General features: G+C 59.4%; 12 protein-coding genes. 8 read left to right on the top strand and 4 right to left on the bottom strand.

What is annotated here, in order from left to right:
• Positions 1-68: 68 nt before the first annotated feature.
• The gene (locus tag Q0025_RS01175; RefSeq protein ID WP_297295156.1) at positions 69-2,522 is read right to left on the bottom strand and encodes a TonB-dependent receptor; all 2,454 of its coding nucleotides are present in this window, start codon (positions 2,520-2,522) and stop codon (positions 69-71) included.
• Between the two features lie 211 nt (positions 2,523-2,733).
• Here Q0025_RS01175 and Q0025_RS01170 point away from each other — a divergent pair, with 211 nt between their 5' ends.
• The 3 genes from Q0025_RS01170 to Q0025_RS01160 all read left to right on the top strand — a co-directional run bounded on the left by Q0025_RS01170 (position 2,734) and on the right by Q0025_RS01160 (position 5,534).
• Positions 2,734-3,021 (top strand): hypothetical protein, encoded by a 288-nt coding sequence (locus Q0025_RS01170; RefSeq protein WP_297295155.1) that lies wholly within the window; start codon positions 2,734-2,736, stop codon positions 3,019-3,021.
• A gap of 165 nt (positions 3,022-3,186) precedes the next feature.
• The gene (locus Q0025_RS01165; RefSeq protein ID WP_297295154.1) at positions 3,187-5,049 is read left to right on the top strand and encodes an ABC transporter ATP-binding protein; all 1,863 of its coding nucleotides are present in this window, start codon (positions 3,187-3,189) and stop codon (positions 5,047-5,049) included.
• Between the two features lie 167 nt (positions 5,050-5,216).
• Positions 5,217-5,534, top strand: coding sequence for a hypothetical protein (locus tag Q0025_RS01160; protein WP_297295153.1), 318 nt, complete (start codon positions 5,217-5,219; stop codon positions 5,532-5,534).
• On the opposite strand, the gene Q0025_RS01155 is transcribed toward Q0025_RS01160, so the two are convergent.
• Complete coding sequence (locus Q0025_RS01155) at positions 5,531-6,619, bottom strand: ATP-binding protein (RefSeq protein WP_297295152.1); 1,089 nt, start codon at positions 6,617-6,619, stop codon at positions 5,531-5,533. The genes Q0025_RS01160 and Q0025_RS01155 overlap by 4 nt on opposite strands.
• Positions 6,616-7,302, bottom strand: coding sequence for a response regulator (locus tag Q0025_RS01150; protein ID WP_297295151.1), 687 nt, complete (start codon positions 7,300-7,302; stop codon positions 6,616-6,618). The genes Q0025_RS01155 and Q0025_RS01150 overlap by 4 nt, the downstream gene beginning before the upstream one ends.
• Between Q0025_RS01150 and Q0025_RS01145 the strand changes: the two genes are divergently transcribed.
• Positions 7,289-8,515 carry a DUF535 family protein gene (locus Q0025_RS01145; RefSeq protein WP_297295150.1) on the top strand — a complete coding sequence of 409 codons (1,227 nt, stop codon included), beginning with the start codon at positions 7,289-7,291 and terminating at the stop codon, positions 8,513-8,515. The genes Q0025_RS01150 and Q0025_RS01145 overlap by 14 nt on opposite strands.
• On the top strand, positions 8,499-9,965 hold the full coding sequence (locus Q0025_RS01140; protein ID WP_297295149.1) for an outer membrane protein: 1,467 nt from the start codon (positions 8,499-8,501) through the stop codon (positions 9,963-9,965). The genes Q0025_RS01145 and Q0025_RS01140 overlap by 17 nt, the downstream gene beginning before the upstream one ends.
• Positions 9,966-9,996: 31 nt before the next feature.
• On the opposite strand, the gene Q0025_RS01135 is transcribed toward Q0025_RS01140, so the two are convergent.
• Complete coding sequence (locus Q0025_RS01135) at positions 9,997-11,406, bottom strand: aspartate aminotransferase family protein (protein WP_297295148.1); 1,410 nt, start codon at positions 11,404-11,406, stop codon at positions 9,997-9,999.
• A gap of 889 nt (positions 11,407-12,295) precedes the next feature.
• On the opposite strand from Q0025_RS01135, the gene Q0025_RS01130 reads away from it, so the two are divergent.
• From Q0025_RS01130 to Q0025_RS01120, 3 genes are read left to right on the top strand one after another with little or no spacing between them, the layout of a single operon-like run.
• Entirely contained in the window at positions 12,296-13,504 is a 1,209-nt protein-coding gene (locus Q0025_RS01130) for an efflux RND transporter periplasmic adaptor subunit (protein WP_297295211.1), read from the top strand.
• A 3-nt stretch (positions 13,505-13,507) separates the two neighbouring features.
• Positions 13,508-16,663 (top strand): efflux RND transporter permease subunit, encoded by a 3,156-nt coding sequence (locus Q0025_RS01125; protein WP_297295147.1) that lies wholly within the window; start codon positions 13,508-13,510, stop codon positions 16,661-16,663.
• 19 nt (positions 16,664-16,682) lie between these two features.
• A complete protein-coding gene (locus Q0025_RS01120; protein ID WP_297295209.1) occupies positions 16,683-18,260 on the top strand; it encodes an efflux transporter outer membrane subunit in 1,578 nt (525 codons plus the stop codon).
• Positions 18,261-18,404: the final 144 nt, after the last annotated feature.

The following is an 18,404-nucleotide window of genomic DNA, read 5'->3' as shown; positions in this document are numbered from 1 at the left end:
CAAAGCTATTAACACTTGTTGCCGCCGCCTCGAGGGACCACGGCATCTAACTTCCGACTAAGGCGCCCTCACAATGCAACTTTCAACCCAACAAAAGCTTCGAACGGCGGCGCGATCGTCACGGCTCGCGGGTCAGACGAGCAGAAGAGCCCAGGAATGCAGGCATTGGTCGCTTGGTTTTGAGTCGAGTTGGTCTCCCAAAGAGCCCCGTAGGAGGCGCCGCGATAGTCAAGCGCATTGTTAATCAGGCCGTAAATTTCGACATTCTTGTTGACCTGATAGGAAGTGCGAAGGTTGAGGCTCGCGAAACCTGGGATCTGCGGCAGAGCGTTGATCTCGTCGCCGAAATAATAGACGCCGGAACGGTAGACGAGGTCGGCCCCCACCTTCCATCTTGGCAGAAGTTCATAGTCGAACCCGATCGTGAATTTATGCCGCGGGATACCGGGAAGATTGTCGCCCGGCTCGACTTGTTCGCTACCGCCGACCGAATAAGGATTGTTTTTCGAAGAAAGACGGACGGGCGTCAGGAATGTCGCCCGAAGGTAGGAGTAATTGGCGTAAACATCCCACCTATCTGTCGTATAGGTGGCGCCGAGATCGATCCCTTGTCGCAGGGTATCGCCGGCATTTGTGTAATATCCAAGACCAATGACCGTGGGACTCGGCACACTGTAGATGTCGTTTTGATTCTCGGTCCGGTAGAGGCTGACGCTCCAGTCGAATCTTCCCGGAATGACGCCGGCAATCTCGTTCATGCCCTTGAAGCCGGCCTCGACGGTTCGCGCGACGATCTGCTTCAATGGCGGGTCGGAAACCAGGAAGCTGTCGATCATGCAAGGGTTGCTCGGGCTGGCGCAGCCAAGCTCGAGCGGCGTCGGCGCGCGGTTTGCTTCCGAATAGCTGGCATAAGCGGCAATATCCGGCGTGATTTTGAATGTAACTCCGGCAACCGGATTGATGCGATTGAAATTATTGCTCGCATTCAAGTTTGGATTGACGCCAGTCAGATCGGCGAGGCGGATTTGCGCATCGTTGAAGCGGGCGCCGGCATGAAGGGTTAGCCGATCCGTCAGCGCGAAATCGTCGAGAACAAAAACGCCGGCGTAGGTATTTTGCGCGCGGACGTTAACCGGCGAAACATCATAGAGCGGCTCGTTGATATATTCGTTCGAATTGGTGACGATGAAATCCGGCGGCAAGGCGCCCAAGGTGCTGGCGCCAACCCAATGCGTCCAGCCATGGTCGACGCTTATCCCCGCGGTGACCGTATTTTCATGACCGAATAGTTTGTCGGTGTCGGTGAGTTGCGCCGTTGCGCCCGTGCTATAGGTACGCGTCCAGTTACGGTCTATCTCGCCCAATGGCGTACCGGCGGCGGCGGCTCCGGCAAGCGGATCGCCGAGTGCGGCGGTTCCCGCCACAGTTCCATCGATCGGCGTTCCATTTGGTATGCCCGGCGCGTCGTTTTGGTTGCAAACAGTGACGGACCCACAAGAGTAGAAGTTGCTGATGTTTCCGTCGACGTGCATCTGGGCATAGCTGCGGAAATAGGCGTTGCCGTTGAACGTCAGCGTGGGCGTGATATGCGATTCATCCGAGAGAATGACCATCTCGGCCGTCGTGTTCGTCGTCTGCGGCGTCGTAAAAACGGCCGCGGGATTTTGCTCGACAAGCGCAAGCGGCGTGGTGCCGGCAACGCCAAGGCCATCGGCGCCACCCGTCACGCTCACGTGAACCTCGTTGCCTTCGGCCCGATAGCCGATATCGGCGAATCCGCGCTCGGCATCCGATTGGCCGAAAAAGCGATAGCCGTTCGTCCGCACGCCTTCCATGGCGACATAATAGGCCCAATTGCCTTTTTGGATGCCATATTGAGCGTCGCCTTGCGCGGTATAATCCGTGCCGCCCTGGAGATTGAATTCGGTCCCTTGCCAGGTGAAGCCGTTCTTCATGTTCAGAACCACCGCTCCAGCGAGCGCGTTGAGGCCGAAGACCGGATTGCCGGTGACAATCTGGGCGGTGTCGATTGCGAATTGCGGGATCAAATCCCAATTCACCACATCGCCATAGGCCTCATTAATCCGCACGCCGTTCATGTAGACGGCGAGACCTTGCGGCGTGCCTGGAACGGACGAGGCGGTTTCACCACGGAAGTCGACGGACTCGGAAAGTGGACTGCCGATCGCATCGGTGACCGAGACGCCAGGCATCCGGCGCGCCAAGGCATCCTGAAGCGTGGTCTGCCTGAGATTGCCGATTTCCTGCGACGTGATGGTCTGCGTCTCGCTCGGAATATCGAGGGGGCTCGTAGGCGCCCCGAGCGGCGTCGTCGCGACGACTTCGACGGTCGAGAGCGTACCGTTGACGGCGGTTTCCGCGACCGTTTGACTTGGCGATACGATCGGCGACGACGTGTTCGCGCCCTGTGCATGGGCTGCCTGCGTTGACGGTACTAGCAGCGTCCCGCCAGTTAGAACGACCGAGGTGCAGCGCGCACGAAATTTTTTACCGTTGAGCATGGCTCCCCCGAAGCGAATTGAACCGCCACTCTGATGAACGGCATCGCTAAGGAACCGCCCAAGACTGCTCAAGTTCAAGAATTGGAAGTGTGCGCGTCTTCACACATTCTCCATGAACTCTCTGCACAAGATCAATATCCGGCGTTTTCCCGACACGATGCGATCCTATTTCCTTCGAGAACATCGCTTGCGAGCACATTGGAGGATATCGATGCGGAGAGTTGCGCATGTTCTCGCGGTCGGCACATTGTTGTCTTCGGTGGCGATCTCAGCATCCCCAGCGCGTGCGGGCGGCGGCGATGTCGCCGCCGGCCTCATCGGCGGCCTGGCGGTTGGAACACTGTTTGGCGCGACGATCGGCGGACCGCATTATTATCCGCCCGCCTATGCGGTACCCGAGCCGGTTTACGGCCCCCGCTGCTATTGGGCCGCCGGTGAACCTTATTGGGATGACTACAGCGAAGTGTGGACCTACCAGCGTGTAAGAGTCTGCGAATAACAGCGATGCCGCATCGCTGCGATGGCTGGAAGATGCCGTTGCGGCAACGCGCGTTCGAAGCAATGGCCGCGCCGAGCGCGCGCCGCGAGGCTTCGTTCCCGTCGAACCGCGCGTCCGCGAAACCCTAGGCTGCGCCGAGGTTCGGTAGACCGCTCGCATCGACCGTTGCAAAGCCCGCCGGATGGAAGTCGGGGCCTCGGGCGCTCAAATTCTGATCAGACCTCGAGAATGACGATATCGAATACCGAAATCGAAAACAGGCGTTATGCCGATCTGGCGGCGAGCGTCACGCCTCGCCGAATCCTGGCGCTTTTCCGTCCCTATCTCCGCCGTGCCCTTACGGTAGCCGGGTTGATCGTCATCGGTTCCGCGATCGGCATGGCGTCTCCATTCCTGCTGCGGGCCATCATTGACGATGCGCTGCCTAAGGCAAATCTGGCTTTGCTCTCATGGCTTGCCGGCGGCCTGATCGGCATAGCGGCGGCGACTGCGGCGCTGAATACGCTCCAGATTGTCATATCCTCGCGTATCGGCCAGGCGATCATGCACGATCTCCGGGTTAGCGTTTATGCGCACTTGCAATCTCTTTCGCTTACATTCTTCACCGGTACGCGCACGGGCGAAATCCAGTCTCGCATCGCCAGCGACGTCGGCGGTCTGCAGGCCCTGGTTACCAATACGGTCAACGAGCTGGCCCGCAATCTCAGCACTGCCATGATGACCGCAATCGCCATGTTGCTGCTCGACTGGCGCCTGGCCCTGTTCTCTTTTATGACTATTCCAGTGTCTGTGGCCATCAGCGGCCATGTCGCAAGAATGCGGGAGACCATCACCTACGCACAACAAAGACGAATTGCGGATATGTCATCCGCAATCCAGGAATCGCTGTCGCTTTCAGGCATCATTCTCGCCAGGGCGACAGGCCGGAGCGAATATCTGATCCGTCGCTTTATGGAAACTTCGCGTGATCTTGCGACGCTTGAGGTCCGCTCGAGCACGGCCGGAGAATGGCAATGGTCCTTCATCTACCTCGCATTGTCGATCTTGCCGCCTCTGACCTTGCTTCTCGGCGGCTTTCTGATGAACACCGGCGCGTCAATCACGATCGGCACGCTGGTCGCCATGATCGCGCTGCAGGAACAGCTCCTCTGGCCTTTTGAACAGCTTCTGGAGATAGGGCGTCAGGTTCGGACGACTCGAGCCTTATTTGCCCGCATCTTCGAATATCTCGACTCGCCGGCTTGGATCAGGCAACGGCCGGGTGCTGTCACGCTTGATCGCGGCAGAATGCGCGGCGACGTGAAGCTCAGCGGCGTGACTTTTTCTTACGAAAAAAATCACGAACCGACGCTGAAGGATATTTCGATCGATGTTCCGGCTGGAAGTCATATCGCCATCGTCGGTCCTACGGGGTCTGGAAAGACAACCCTCGGCTATCTCTTGGCCCGACTCTATGATGTCGATTCCGGCTCGATTAGTTATGACGGCGTTGACGTTCGGGCTCTCAGTTTCGAGTCGCTGACGGACATGCTGGGTGTCGTCACGCAAGACCCGTATCTGCTCTACGCTTCGGTCATCGATAATCTTCGCTTCGCAAAACCCGAGGCGACGCGCGAGGAGATCGAGGCGGCGGCAAAGGCGGTTCAAATCCACGAGACAGTGTCGGCGTTACCAGAAGGCTATGAGACTTTGGTCGGAGAAAGGGGTTATCGCTTTTCAGGCGGCGAGAAGCAGCGGCTCGCGCTTGCCCGGACGATTTTGCGCAATCCGCGTGTTCTTTTGCTCGATGAGGCCACCAGCGCCCTCGATGCCGAAACCGAGCAAGCCATAACGGCCGCCTTGGCGGAGCTGTCCAAGTCTCGGACGACCATTACCATCACGCATCGTCTTTCGACGATCCGGCGTGCCGATCAAATTATCGTCCTTCAGCGGGGGCGCATTGTCGAACGCGGGACGCACGATGAGCTGATGGCGCGTGGCGGCGCATATTCTTCCCTCGTCCGCGCCTCGGGCGCCGCGCCGACATGACAATAGGAGTGCCGTTGCAACAGAGGACGTTGCGCAGATTCTACCTGTCGTTGCGCTCCGCTTCGCATTCTCGCTAGGGGCGGCGCCGCACCGCATTTGCACGATCTGCGCTCAATCTCCATCATTTCTCTACAAACGGCGTGAACACTGGATGTCAAGTGGAGACTATGATTCGCGTCGAGCCGAACAAGATGGGCTGCCGAACGATTCAAAAAATCCCGACACTGTGGGGCCGCGAGCAGGTCTTGCAGGACATTGACAAGGCCTTAGTCGTCGTTGTGGCGATTAGCCTCGCTGTTATGTACGCACTTTTTTTCGCCATTATATGTGCCTTGCTTTTGAACCCTCTCGATCCAAGGCACGCCTATGATCCTGAGGTTGACGTCGTTGCCGGCGTCAAAGCACGTTGTGACTCCCAAATCTGTTCGATTTATCGGGGTACAAAGTCCGGGGGCGTCGTCACCCTCGAACTGCACGGCCATTAGCACGATTCCTCTGCGGCAAGCCGTGCCCGTCCGATTGGGATAGCGACTTCAAAAATCGAACCGCCGCTTGTCGCAGAGCGATAACGCGCTTCACCATGATGCGCCTCGGCAATGGCGCGAACAACCGACAAACCGAGTCCCGAGCCGCCGAATTGTCGGGAGCGTGAAGGCTCGCCGCGGGCAAAGGCATCGAAAGCATGCGGCGCGAAGTCCGGACTGAGGCCGGGACCTTGATCCTCTACCGCGATGACGAGGCCGTCGTTGTCGACGCGCATCGAAACACGCAGACGCCCCGGTGTCGCATAGCGACGCGCGTTCTCGAGCAGCGCGAACAGCGCCTGTCGCAGCCGGACGGCATCGCAATGCAAGAATATCGGGCGGGTCGCCAGCTCGATCGTGAAGCCCGCATCGGTGAGATCGGTTCGCATGGCATCGACCGCTTTCAGAACCTCTTGTTCGAGATCGGCCGATTCGAAGCGCATCTCCAACCTGCGACTGTCGAACAAAGTAACCACTCGCAAGTCCTCGACGAGCCGCGACAGGGACTCGACGTGAGACAGCAAATTACGAAATAGCTCGTCGCTCGGTTCGAACACCTTGCCGGTGACCCCCTGAAGTCGGCCGCGCAGGATCGTGAGCGGCGTTCGGAGTTCGTGTGCGATCGCCGCATTCCATGATGCGATCGCCTGCGCCGTATCTTCGAGCCTTTGCGCCATCGCATTGAAATCGTCGACCAGTTGAGCCGTCTCGCCGATGGATCTGTCTCCAGGCAATGCACGGGCGCTGAGATCGCCCGCGGCGATCCTTCGCGCGCCTTCCGCAAGCGAAGTAAGCGGCGCGACGATCCGGCTGGTCAGCCGAAATGCTACGATGACCGACAGGGCCAAACTGAAGAGGATAAGGATGACGATCAGCACATAGTCCGACTCGCTCGGAAGGAGGGGAAGCGGACCAGGCGGCGGGGGGTTTAGAGTCCAAGCAATGGCGTAGAAGACAACGTAGACGACGAACTGCATCAGCGTGACGATCACCGCAACGGCGCTCATCCACAGCGCGATCTGGCGGCTCAAACGGTATTGTTTCATATCTTGGCCAATCGATAGCCCACCCCGCGAACCACGGATAGCATCCCGGGCGCACCAGCGTCGTCAAGCTTGCGGCGAAGATTGCTGACATGGCTGTCAACGGTCCGTTCCAGCGCATCGCCGCCCGGAAGACAAGCGTCGACAAGCTCGCTCCGGCCGAAAGCACGGGTCGGGGACTTGGCCATATGAGCGAGAAGACGAAACTCGGTCAGCGTGAGAGGAAGAAGCTTCGATGTTCCGCCGTCCAGAACCCGAGCGACGTAGCTTTCAAGATCGACTTCGACCTTTCCAATCCTCAACACCGAACTGCTCTCGGCCGGACTGGTCCGGCGCAGAACGGCTTTGGCACGAGCCACGACCTCAACCGGATTGAACGGCTTGATCACATAGTCGTCGGCGCCGAGGCGCAATCCCTGCAGGCGATCGATATCCTGATCAAGTGCGGTGATGATGATAACCGGCGTCTCGCCACGGCGTCGCAATTCGGCCAGCACCTGCCAGCCGTCGACCTTGGGCATCTTGACGTCCAAAAGGACGAGATTGGGCTTGAGTATCGCATGTTGATCCAGTGCGACCTTGCCGTCTGCGGCGACGACAGTTCGAAAGCCCTCCCGCACCAGATAGGCCTCGAGGATCTTGGCGATCTCCGGCTCATCTTCGGCGACAAGGATGAGTTCGTTCATCTTGCAATTTCACCTTAAATGTCGAACACACACTATTATCTGGATACAGATTCATTTCGTCGAACGGCAAACTCCGAAATCCATCAAGTCTCCATCAAACCTCAACACATATTTGGGTGCTACAATTTACAAACCAATTGAATTTGGCCTCTCGCTGTTGAATACGATGTTCTGTAGGAAGCAAAACGGCCCGAAAGGCAGCGCGTGGGCCGCAAAATTGGCGAGCGCGACGGCCCATGCGCCATTGTCTGTTCCGCAACCGCGGATGTTTTTTTCGATCTTGCGGCATTTAGGGCAAGCCAGCGTAAAAGAGAAATGTTTCCTTTTGCTGGGAATTCTCTGTTCGCCCAATAGCATGCGAAAATGGTTTGCAGCCGTCGATAACATCTGCCAGCACGCCTTTCTGAGAAAGATTCCTTTTGATCTGGCAAGCAAGCCGACACACAAGTTCCTGCACAGCGCGCTGCGGCCAGCCCAGCGGTCGCGCGTACTCATCTCGCATTACGACATTCTCTTGCGCGTTTTGGGAGGCAAGCGGGTCCATGGTCTCATCGGCGGGCATGATTTGCTTCTCGCCACATTGACAGGCAAAAGCGGCCGCCGATACGAACTCAGGTTGGAGCGAAGCCCGACATGGTCGGGGCGGGAAGGGGAGCTGACGTGCAGACTTCTTGCCCAGAATGAGTGGGCAACGGTCGCAACTCTCAGCTTCGCCGTCGGAGCCGCTCGGCGAGAGGGGCCGATCTGGCTATGGATTGGCGGCTTGCAAGGCAGCGCCAGACAATATGGCAAATCCTTTACGGTTCAGGTGACCCGGGATCTCTTTGGATTGCGGCCGAAGGATTTATTGATGCACGCCGTTTATGCCCTTAAAGAGCATTTCGGCGCCTCCGAAATAGCGGCAACGTCAAACTTTGGGCATGTGGGCAGAGGCATTTTCGGATTAAGAAGGTGGACAGCGGACTACGATCTTTACTGGACTGAACTGGGTGGAAAAGCGGACGGTCGATACACCTTTAAGCTTCCGCCGCGCCTGCGCCGGCGCTCTGCCAAAGAGGTCGTCGCGGCTAAGCGGAGTGCATGGCGCGCGCGCCATGCTTTGATCGACGAGATGCTCGAAGACCTTAGCAAATTTCGGTTCCGAGCATGTCGTCAACCTGAGGATTCGGCGAGACCGTCCCTTGGAGCGTTGGAATATGGGAATCACGTATAGGGCTGCAGGCTTGGGGTTTGGCTTCGCCCTTATCGCCACCACCGCCTTGGCGGCCGATCTGCCTTCCGCGAAAGCGTCACCCGTTCCGGCCTTCGGCTGGACGGGCTTTCACGTCGATGTCGGCAGCGGCTACGGCGAATGGGCGGCGAATACGACGACGCGCGTGCCCGCCAGCACCGGCTGCGCGCTCTGCCTCGATCAGGTTCAGGGCGGCCGCGGCTTTTTCGGTCGCGTGGGCGCTGGCTTCGATTATCAATTCGCCCGGCAATTCGTCGCCGGCGCCTTCGCCGACGGAAGCTACGGCGGCCTGCGCGGCACGCTGCAAGATCAGGCCGCGAACGTAACCGGCAATGTGCGGGAGACGTGGTCCTGGGCCGCTGGCGTCCGGCTCGGAACGCTCATCACGCCCGATATTTTTGCCTATGCCGACGCCGGCTTCACACAAAGCCATTTCACCGGCTCCGATTTGCTGCGCACGACAAACGGCGCCGTCAGCGGCAATTCGATATCCGGCTTCGACACCCCTGGCTGGTTCGTCGGCGGCGGGCTGGAGACGGCACTGGCGCCGGGCTGGTTCTGGCGCAGTGAATATCGCCTGGCGGATTATGGCGCGCGGGTTCTCGGCGATAATGGCGCGGCCGGACGCCTCGATGATCTGCGAGTCCATCCGATCGTGCAGACGGTCACGAGCGGGATCGTCTATAAATTCGGCTGGCCCGCGATGAATCCTGCGGGCTTGCCGCCTTTCGGGGTCGGCGACCTCGTCCAGGATCTGATCGCACCGCCGACGGGGCCCTCGCTCTGGACCGGACCTTATCTCGAGGCTGGCGCGGGCTATGGCATCTCGAGTGCCGATACAATTGTCAAGACGGCCTATGGCGCCTGCGTCACCTGCGTCGATCAGATCCAGGGCGGCCGCGGCATCGGCGGGCGCATCGGCCTCGGCTACGATTATCAATTGACCGGCAAAATCGTTGCGGGCGCGTTCGGCGATTTCGATCCTGCGGGCCTCTCCGGAACGATTCAGGACGAACCTGCCGGACAAGCCGCAACCCTTGTCGAGCGCTGGTCGTGGGGCGGCGGTGCGCGGCTGGGTTTCCTCGCGACGCCGCAGATTCTGACCTACAGCAAATTTGGCTTCACCCAGGCGCACTTCGGTGGCAGCGAAATGCTGGATAGCGCCAACGGGGCACCTTCCGGCGTCTCGACGCATGGATTGACGACCAACGGCTGGCTGCTCGGCGATGGGATCGAGGCGCAATTGGCGCCGGGGTGGTTCTGGCAGATCGAATATCGCTATGCCCAATATGGCGCGCGCGACATCGGCACCTTCTCCGCCGCCGGGCAAGGCGATGCCATCCATTTTCACCCGGAAATACAATCCGCCGTCGCCGGGTTGATCTACAAATTCGACTCGAGCCCGGTGACGCTCAGCAACGCGAAATATTAGGCCAAAACGCTTCGCGCTGCCGAGGGGCCAATCAGCCCGCGCTCTTGCTGCTGCGGCGCACGTTCTCCGCGAGAGTCCTGCCGAGCGACCAGATGGCACCGGGTACGCGATGCGCGTCAGCCACGACGCTATCGAACGCTTGTTCGATCCAGGTGCAATCCGCATCGCTGATGTTGAGCGGCGGCAGCAGCTTGATCGTATGACTCGCATTGGCCGCCACTTGGGCCACGATCTTATGGTCTTTGAACAACGGGATAATGATGAGCTGGCAGAATAGGCCCGCGCGTACGGATTCGAGCAAGGTCCAGGCGGTCTTCAACTTGAAGCTGTGCGGCGGTCCGAATTCAAGCCCGATCATCAATCCCTTGCCGCGCACAGTCTTGACGAGTTCGTAGCGCTCCGCGAAACGCCCGAAAAAGTCGAACAGCCGCTGGCCTTGCCGCGCCGCATTCTCGATAAGCCGCTCGGACTTGATTATTTCCAGCGTCGCAAGACCCGCGGCCATCGCCAAATCGTTCTTCGCGAAGGTCGAACCGTGGACGGCCATGCGATCCATGCGGTTAAAGGTCGCCTCGAAGATTTTCTTACGCATGAGAACCGCGCCGATCGGCACATGACCACCGGAAAGCGCCTTGGCGAGCAAGACCATGTCCGGCTCGACATTCCAGTGTTCGGTCGCAAGAAATCTGCCGGTACGGCCGAGCCCCGTCTGGATTTCGTCGGCGACGAACAAAGTGCCGTATTTGCTGCACAGCGCCCGAACGCCTTTAAGGTAATCGTCGTCTGCGACATTGACGCCTTTGCCTTGAATCGGCTCGACGAAAAAGGCGGCGATTTCGCGACTCGCAAGCGCTCGTTCGAGCGCCTCCAGATCGTTGAAGCGAACCTCCTGGCAGCCGGGCAGAAATCCACCGAAGCCCTCGCGGAATGTCGCGTCACCGTTGAGCGACAGCGCGCCATAGGTCAGGCCGTGAAATGCGTTGCTGCAATAAAGGATATTTTGCCGGCCGGTCACACCGCGAGCGAACTTGATTGCCGCCTCGACCGCCTCCGTCCCAGAATTGGCGAAAAAGACTTTGTCGAGGTAAGGCACGAAGTGCAGAAGCCGTTCGGCGAGGAGGCCGGCCAGCGTCGTCACATCCATCTGTACGAGGTTCGGCAAATCGGCCTCGATCACGCACTGCAAAGCGGCCCGCACGGTCGGATGATTGCGGCCGACTGCGAAAACCCCCCAGCCGCTCAAGAGATCGAGATAGCGTGCACCGGCCTTGTCATAATGATATTGGCCAGTGCCGCGCTGGAAGGCGACATCAAAGCCGATGGTGCGTAAAGCGCGCACCATCATGTCGTTCAGATACCGCGTATGGAGATCGTAGCGTTCGGATTCATGCGTCTTGAGCAGGGTCGCGATATCGAAGAAGTCCGCTGAGGCGTTGTGCATGGTTTCGTCTGTTTACAAAGTTTCGGCGTGTGAGTCGGCGCGTGAGCCAAGGATGCCTAAGGACATCGCTGTTGCGCCAACCCGCCGACGATCAAATCCAGCTTCCAATATCACAGCGATTCGTTTTCTGCTTAACTTTGAAAGTTAGAGGCTTAGGTTCCGATGTCATCGCTCTGCCAGCATGAATAAATGCTGACTGGGCGTTCGGATAGATGCGGATCTCACACGCCGCTGTCGGAGCCGCTTCGACATCAGCCGCGTGCGTGGAATGTGGGACAAGCGGAGCTCAGATGAGCTTGTGCGGTCGGCCAAAACGTTTCGGCCAGACGCCCCATCCCATCCATGATAGCCATGGCACTTTCCTCCCGCGGTACGGACGGTGCCATCAATATCCGTACCCGCCAAAAACCCTCGGGGAGCCTCAAGAGAACCGGTTCGGGGCGCTCGCGCGGGGCCCGCATTGCACCCAGTCTTCACCCCCGAGTGCGGATTGGGAAGCGCGGCGTCAAGTCGCATCGCCGCCGCATTGGCAGAGAATTGCGCCCCCCTCCGAGGCAGAAGGGCATCGGCAATAACATTGTCTTCATGTCCGTCTCATTCCCATTTTCATAAATTCCAATGCCCGCATGGCCTCGTGCCATCAAGATAAACTTTCACTCCAATCGAGGCGATCGAAAGGAAGCGATGCGTTCTTGCGCAAGTTCCGCAAGAGCTTGATAGAAAACGAAATTCTAATTCAGACCGGCATCCAGAAAGACCGGCATGTTTTGCTTCGTCCATGCGACCTCCGTCAAATCTCCACGGTCGGCCAATTCTCGCCGGCTAGCAAAATTGGTGCTCGGCCCTCGGCCGGCACGATCATCTATGCTTGGTGGAAAAGTCGGAGCAGATGCGACGTCATTCGATATGTGCGGCAATCGGCGCTGGCGCGGCGCTGCTCGCTCTCGCCGGCTGCGACTCTGGATCAAACGGTACGGTTGAATCGTTGCCGCCGGGACGTCAGGAGGTCAGCGTCGTTACGCTGCACCCTGAGACCGTCGCGATCACAGCGGAGTTGCCCGGGCGCGTCGTTGCCTCGCTGGAGGCTGAGGTCCGTCCGCAGATCGCCGGGATCATCCAGAGGCGCCTATTCGAGGAGGGCAGCGAGGTCGTTGAAGGCGCGCCTCTCTATCAGATCGACGCCGCGCCTTATCGGGCGGCCTATGACAGCGCCGTTGCGGCGCTGGAAAAGGCCGAAGCAGCGGTGCCAAGCGCGCAGGCCAAGTTCGCACGATATCAGGGATTGGTTAGTCAGAACGCGGTCAGCAAGCAGGACCTCGACGACGCATTTGCCGCCTTAGCGCAGGCGAAAGCCGACGTTGCGACCGCCAAGGCCAATGCCGCGACGGCAAAGATCAATCTCGATTACACCACGATCAGGGCACCAATCGGGGGCCGCACCGGCAAATCCTCGCTCACCCCTGGCGCCTTGGTGACGGCAGGCCAGAGCACAGCGCTGACAACTATTCGTACTCTCGATCCGATTTACGTCGACGTCACCCAATCGAGCACGAACCTGCTCAATCTGCGTCAGGCAATCGACGCGGGACGCATTAAGGTGTCGGGACTCAATGTCAACGTCAGGCTGAGGCTCGAGAACGGCGCAATTTATCCGCTGGGCGGCAAACTCGAATTTTCCGAGGCCAACGTCAGCCTCGAAACCGGGACGTTTACGGTCAGAGCCGTCTTTTCCAATCCGAAACGGTTACTTCTGCCGGGCATGTACGTCCGGGCTATCGTGGAGGAGGGCGTCGCACCAAATAGCTTCCTCGTGCCGCAGCGCGCCGTTACCCGCAACACGAAGGGCGAGGCGACGGCCATGTTCCTCGGCAGGGGCGACAAAGTCGAGGAGCGAGTGCTCATCACGGGTCGCAGTGTCGGCAACAATTGGCTGGTTACCCACGGTGTCGAGGACGGCGACAGGGTGATTGTGGAGGGCACCCAGTTGGTGCGTCCCGGCCAACAGGCCACTGGTGCCGAAGTCATCATTGACGACACGACAGGAGAGGTGCGCGAACCCAAGGCTGCTGTGTCCGAAAGTCAGCCGAACAAAGGCTGATAGATGATATCGGCCTTCTTCATCAAACGACCAATTTTCGCTTGGGTAATCGCCATCGTCATCGCGCTCGGCGGCGTCCTGGCGTTGAACACGCTTGCGATCTCGCAATATCCCGAAATCGCACCGGCCACTATCCAGATCGATGCCAGCTATCCCGGCGCGGACGCGCAGACGGTCGAGAATTCGGTGACCAAGGTCATTGAGCAAGGCATGACGGGTCTCGACAATCTCGATTATATGGCCGCGACGTCAACCTCGACCGGGCAGGCCGAGGTCACGCTGACGTTCACAAGCAAAGCGAACTCTGATGTCGCGCAGATGCAGGTGCAGAACAAGCTGCAGCTCGTTACTGCGCTGCTGCCGCCAATGGTGCAGAGCACCGGCCTCACCGTCACCAAATCATCGGCCGGCTTCCTGATGGTCGTCGGCTTCGTTTCGACCGACGGGAGAATGAGCGAGATTGATCTGTCGGACTATGTCCAAAGTTCGCTCAATGACACGCTGAAGCGCGTTGATGGCGTCGGCAATACGCAGCTCTTCGGCGCAGGTTATGCAATGCGGATCTGGCTTGATCCGGACAGGTTGGCCAAATATGCCTTGACCCCAGCCGACGTCGCAGCCGCGATCCAGGCTCAGAATATGCAGGTATCGGCCGGCCAACTCGGCGGCTTGCCCGCGCGCAAGGGGCAGCAACTCAACGCAACCGTTACCGCTCGAAGCCGGTTGCAGACGCCGGAGCAGTTCCGCAACATTATCCTGAAGAGCGCCTCCGACGGATCAATTGTTCGCATCAACGATGTCGCAACCGTCGAGCTCGGCTCCGAAGATTATAATACATCATCGACCTACAATGGTTTGCCGGCGACCGGGCTCGCCATCTACCTCGCGACCGGCGCCAACGCAATCCGCACGGCTGCCGCAGTCAAGGAAGTCATTGACCGGCTTACGCCAACATTCCCGAGAGGCATGCAAGTCGTCTATCCCTACGACACGACTCCCTTCGTTCGGATCTCAATCGCCGAGGTGGCGCGCACTCTGGTCGAAGCAATCGCGCTGGTTTTTGCCGTTATGCTGCTGTTCTTGCAAAACGTTCGCGCGACATTGATCCCGATGCTCGCGGTTCCCGTCGTTCTCCTAGGGACGCTGGGCATCCTGACGTTCGCGGGTTACTCGATTAACACGCTAACCATGTTCGCCATGGTGCTTGCGATCGGGCTTCTCGTCGATGATGCCATCGTCGTGGTTGAGAATGTCGAGCGCATCATGCAAAGCGAGGGTTTATCGCCGCGCGATGCAACGGCCAAGTCGATGACGGAGATCACGGGAGCCCTGATCGGCATCACGACAGTGCTTTCGGCGGTGTTCGTGCCGATGGCCTTTTTTGGCGGCTCGGTCGGCGTCATCTACCGCCAGTTTTCGATAACGATCGTCTCGGCGATGATATTGTCGGTCTTCGTCGCGTTGATTCTGACGCCGGCGCTCTGCGCGACCATTCTGCGGCCGCGGAAATTGCACGACGCGAGACGGTGGCCATTCGGCTGGTTCAACAGCGCGCTCGAAGAAAGTACGCAAGCTTATCATCGCGGCACGCGCGCCATGCTGCGGCGGCCATGGTGCGGGGTTATCGCATTCGTTCTAATTGTCGCCGCGTCCGGCGTGATGTTCGCCCGCTTGCCGAGTTCGTTCCTACCAAAAGAGGACCAGGGCCTTCTAATGGTCGTGGCGCAATTGCCAGCTGGCGCCACGGCAGACCGCACGCGACGCGTTCTCGATCGCGTCAGCCGGTATTTCGTTGATCGCGAAATGAAAGCCGTCGAGGGTGTAATGACAGTGGCGGGCTTTGCGTTTTCAGGGCAGGGCCAGAACGTCGGGATGGCCTTCGTACGGTTGAGAGACTTCGCCGAACGCAAAGCGCCTAATCTCACCGCCGACGCAATCGCGGGAAGGGCGATGACAGCCTTCGCCAATATCAAGGACGCTCAGGTCTTCGCCCTGGCGCCCCCCGCTGTTGATGGATTGGGCACGAGCAATGGTTTCGATTTCTACCTGAAAGACATCGCCGGTGCCGGTCATGAAAAGCTCATGGCCGTCCGCGATCGATTGCTCGCCGCCGGCGCAGGAAGCCGGCTGTTGAGCAATGTCCGCCCAAATGGTCAAGACGACACGCCGCAATTTTCCATCGATATCGACCAGGAGAAGGCGAGCGCCCTCGGCGTCGATCTCACCACGATCAACAGCACACTTTCTATGGCTTGGGGTAGCAGCTATGTGAATGACTTCATCGATCGCGGACGCATCAAGAAAGTCTATCTTCAATCGGCCCCGGATTTTCGAATGCAGCCGGAAGATCTCGACCGGTGGCAAGTCCGCAATGCCTCCGGAAGGATGGTGCCGTTCTCGGCTTTCGCATCCGGCCGCTGGACGTTCGGTTCGCCGCGTCTTGAGCGCTACAATGGGTCGCCGGCCGTCGAGATCCAAGGCGACGCAGCCCCAGGCGTCAGCTCAGGCAGCGCCATCGCTGAGATCGATCGTCTCGTCGCCGCCTTGCCCGCGGGCTTCGATCATGAGTGGACCGCTCTTTCGCGACAAGAGCAGCTCTCCGGCGAACAAGCGATCTCGCTCTATGCCGTCTCCATCCTTGTTGTCTTCCTGTGTCTTGCCGCCCTCTATGAGAGTTGGTCGATACCTTTTGCGGTCATGCTGTCAGTCCCGGTTGGCGTTCTCGGAGCCTTGTCTGCGGCGCTGTTGTTCGGCCAGACCAATGACGTCTACTTTAAGGTCGGCCTGTTAACGACGATCGGCCTCGCCGCCAAGAACGCCATTCTCATCATCGAATTCGCGATCGCCCGCCAAGAGGCGGGACTAGAGTTGATAAAAGCCACGCTGATCGCCGCGAAGCAGCGTCTACGCCCGATTCTCATGACGTCCTTCGCGTTCATCCTCGGCGTTACACCTTTGGCGGTCGCGAGCGGCGCCGGTTCGGGAGCTCAGAATTCAATCGGCATCGGCGTCATGGGCGGCATGCTTGCTGCAACGGTGCTCGGCGTTTTCTTCGTGCCGCTGTTGTTCGTGTTGGTCTGCCGGGTCTTTGGGAAGACCGAGCGGACAGGCGCGCCTCGGAGCGCCGCCAAGCCGAGCACGGCCGACGCACAAGACTGACAAGCGACAGGGCGATCTCATGAGAACACTAGCGGCGATAAGGATCGGCCGGACGCTTGCCGCCTCTTCGAAGCGTATCCATAACCTGTCTCTCAAGACGGTCTTGTTGGCTGGATGTGGAACGATCCTGGCTGGATGCGCCGTTGGTCCGGACTATCAAACGCCGTGGCCCGCAATGCCTGCGCACTGGAGTGAGGCAGAAGGCACGAACCCCTCCCGTCCGCTCGAATTGTCGCGCTGGTGGAGGCGCCTTCATGATCCGATGCTGGATCAACTCATGCAACAAGCGGTCGATGGCAACCTCGATGTGGCGACGGCCAAAGCGAGAATTCGCGAGGCGCGCGCGAGCTACAATCAAGCCGTTGGTGCGCTGTTTCCGACGGTCGCAAACAATGACTCGCTCACGCGTGCCAAGGCTTCCATCTTCTCTCAAGGAGCTATGGCGGGGACTCCCGCCGCCGGCAACACATCCTCGCCTTTTCAATCAAGCCTCGTCGGACCCTATACGTTATTTCAGACAGGCTTCGATGCGAGCTGGGAGCTTGATCTGTTTGGTGCGAACCGGCGCGCGGTCGAGGCGGCTGCCTACGGTGTCGATGCCTCTGACGAGAATCTTCGCAACGTCCTGTTGACGCTCGTCGGCGACATCGCCTCCAATTACGTTCAGGCACGCGGATACCAAGCGCGCATCGCGCTCGCCCGGCGGACCGCTGCATCCCAGGACGAAACGACTCAAATCACCCGCAATCGCCTGGCCGCGGGCAGCGCTTCAGCCGTCGATCTCGCGAACGCGACAGGTCAGGCCGCAACCACGCGCGCTGCGATCCCCACGCTCGAAACAGCTTATGCCGAAGCCGTGCATCGATTGTCCGTCTTGACGGGGCAGCAGCCTACGGCCTTGGAAAGCCGGCTGGTGAACGTCGCGCCGATTCCGGTGCCGAAACTGCCAATCCCGACGGGCATTCCGGCCGATATCTTATTGACGCGTCCGGACGTCCGTCTTGCCGAACGCCAATATGCGCAATCCACGGCCAAGATCGGACAGGCCGATGCTGCCCTCTATCCGCGCGTCAGCCTCACCGGGAGCATAGCGACCGCGGGCACTCAGCTCGGCGATCTCGGCAAGAATTCGTCGATCAGCTGGTCATTCGGCCCGACCCTGAGCGTGCCGATCTTTAATGGCGGTAAATTGTGGGCTGCGGTTGGGATTGCGCAAGCGCAGCGCGACCAATATTTCGTCGCCTATGAAGCGTCGGTTCTTGCCGCGCTCCGGGACGTCGAAGACGCGCTCGTTTCTCTCGCCAAGGAACGCTCTCGCAAACGCGCGCTCGCGAGCTCGGTCACGGCGTATCGGCAGGCGGCCAGCCTATCGCAATCCCTTTACAAGGCCGGATCATCGAGCTTCCTCGATGTGTTGCTTGCCGAGCGATCACTTTACAGCGCTGAAGATTCGCTCCTTCAAAGCCATGTCCTGATTGCGACGGACTACATTGCGCTCAACAAGGCGCTTGGCGGCGGTTGGAACGGATTGATCGATGCTTCGAAGCCGGAGGTGGTCGATCGCAATACCGGGCCTCATCTAGCACAGCCCGATTGAAACCGCATCCCGCGATCGCAAGCGAATCGGCCCGCGTCGAGATGGAGGACGTCAGGGCGCGGCGCGCGGTGATTCACCTAAGACGCAGATGGTCGCGCAGCGGCCGCTGGCTCAGACCGCTTTGCTGGCCTGAAGAACGACAGT

It is taken from the genome of uncultured Methylovirgula sp. (genome assembly GCF_947646745.1).
Lineage (GTDB): Bacteria > Pseudomonadota > Alphaproteobacteria > Rhizobiales > Beijerinckiaceae > Methylovirgula.
This window is presented reverse-complemented; position numbering and strand designations above follow the sequence as displayed.

What these genes read in the sequence shown, in the direction of transcription:
- Q0025_RS01175 (WP_297295156.1), bottom strand. Translation starts at nt 2,522, where the DNA reads ATGCTCAACGGTAAAAAATTTCGTGCGCGCTGCACCTCGGTCGTTCTA.
- Q0025_RS01170 (WP_297295155.1), top strand. Translation starts at nt 2,734, where the DNA reads ATGCGGAGAGTTGCGCATGTTCTCGCGGTCGGCACATTGTTGTCTTCG.
- Q0025_RS01160 (WP_297295153.1), top strand. Translation starts at nt 5,217, where the DNA reads ATGATTCGCGTCGAGCCGAACAAGATGGGCTGCCGAACGATTCAAAAA.
- Q0025_RS01155 (WP_297295152.1), bottom strand. Translation starts at nt 6,619, where the DNA reads ATGAAACAATACCGTTTGAGCCGCCAGATCGCGCTGTGGATGAGCGCC.
- Q0025_RS01145 (WP_297295150.1), top strand. Translation starts at nt 7,289, where the DNA reads ATGAGTTCGTTCATCTTGCAATTTCACCTTAAATGTCGAACACACACT.
- Q0025_RS01150 (WP_297295151.1), bottom strand. Translation starts at nt 7,302, where the DNA reads ATGAACGAACTCATCCTTGTCGCCGAAGATGAGCCGGAGATCGCCAAG.
- Q0025_RS01140 (WP_297295149.1), top strand. Translation starts at nt 8,499, where the DNA reads ATGGGAATCACGTATAGGGCTGCAGGCTTGGGGTTTGGCTTCGCCCTT.
- Q0025_RS01135 (WP_297295148.1), bottom strand. Translation starts at nt 11,406, where the DNA reads ATGCACAACGCCTCAGCGGACTTCTTCGATATCGCGACCCTGCTCAAG.
- Q0025_RS01130 (WP_297295211.1), top strand. Translation starts at nt 12,296, where the DNA reads ATGCGACGTCATTCGATATGTGCGGCAATCGGCGCTGGCGCGGCGCTG.
- Q0025_RS01125 (WP_297295147.1), top strand. Translation starts at nt 13,508, where the DNA reads ATGATATCGGCCTTCTTCATCAAACGACCAATTTTCGCTTGGGTAATC.
- Q0025_RS01120 (WP_297295209.1), top strand. Translation starts at nt 16,683, where the DNA reads ATGAGAACACTAGCGGCGATAAGGATCGGCCGGACGCTTGCCGCCTCT.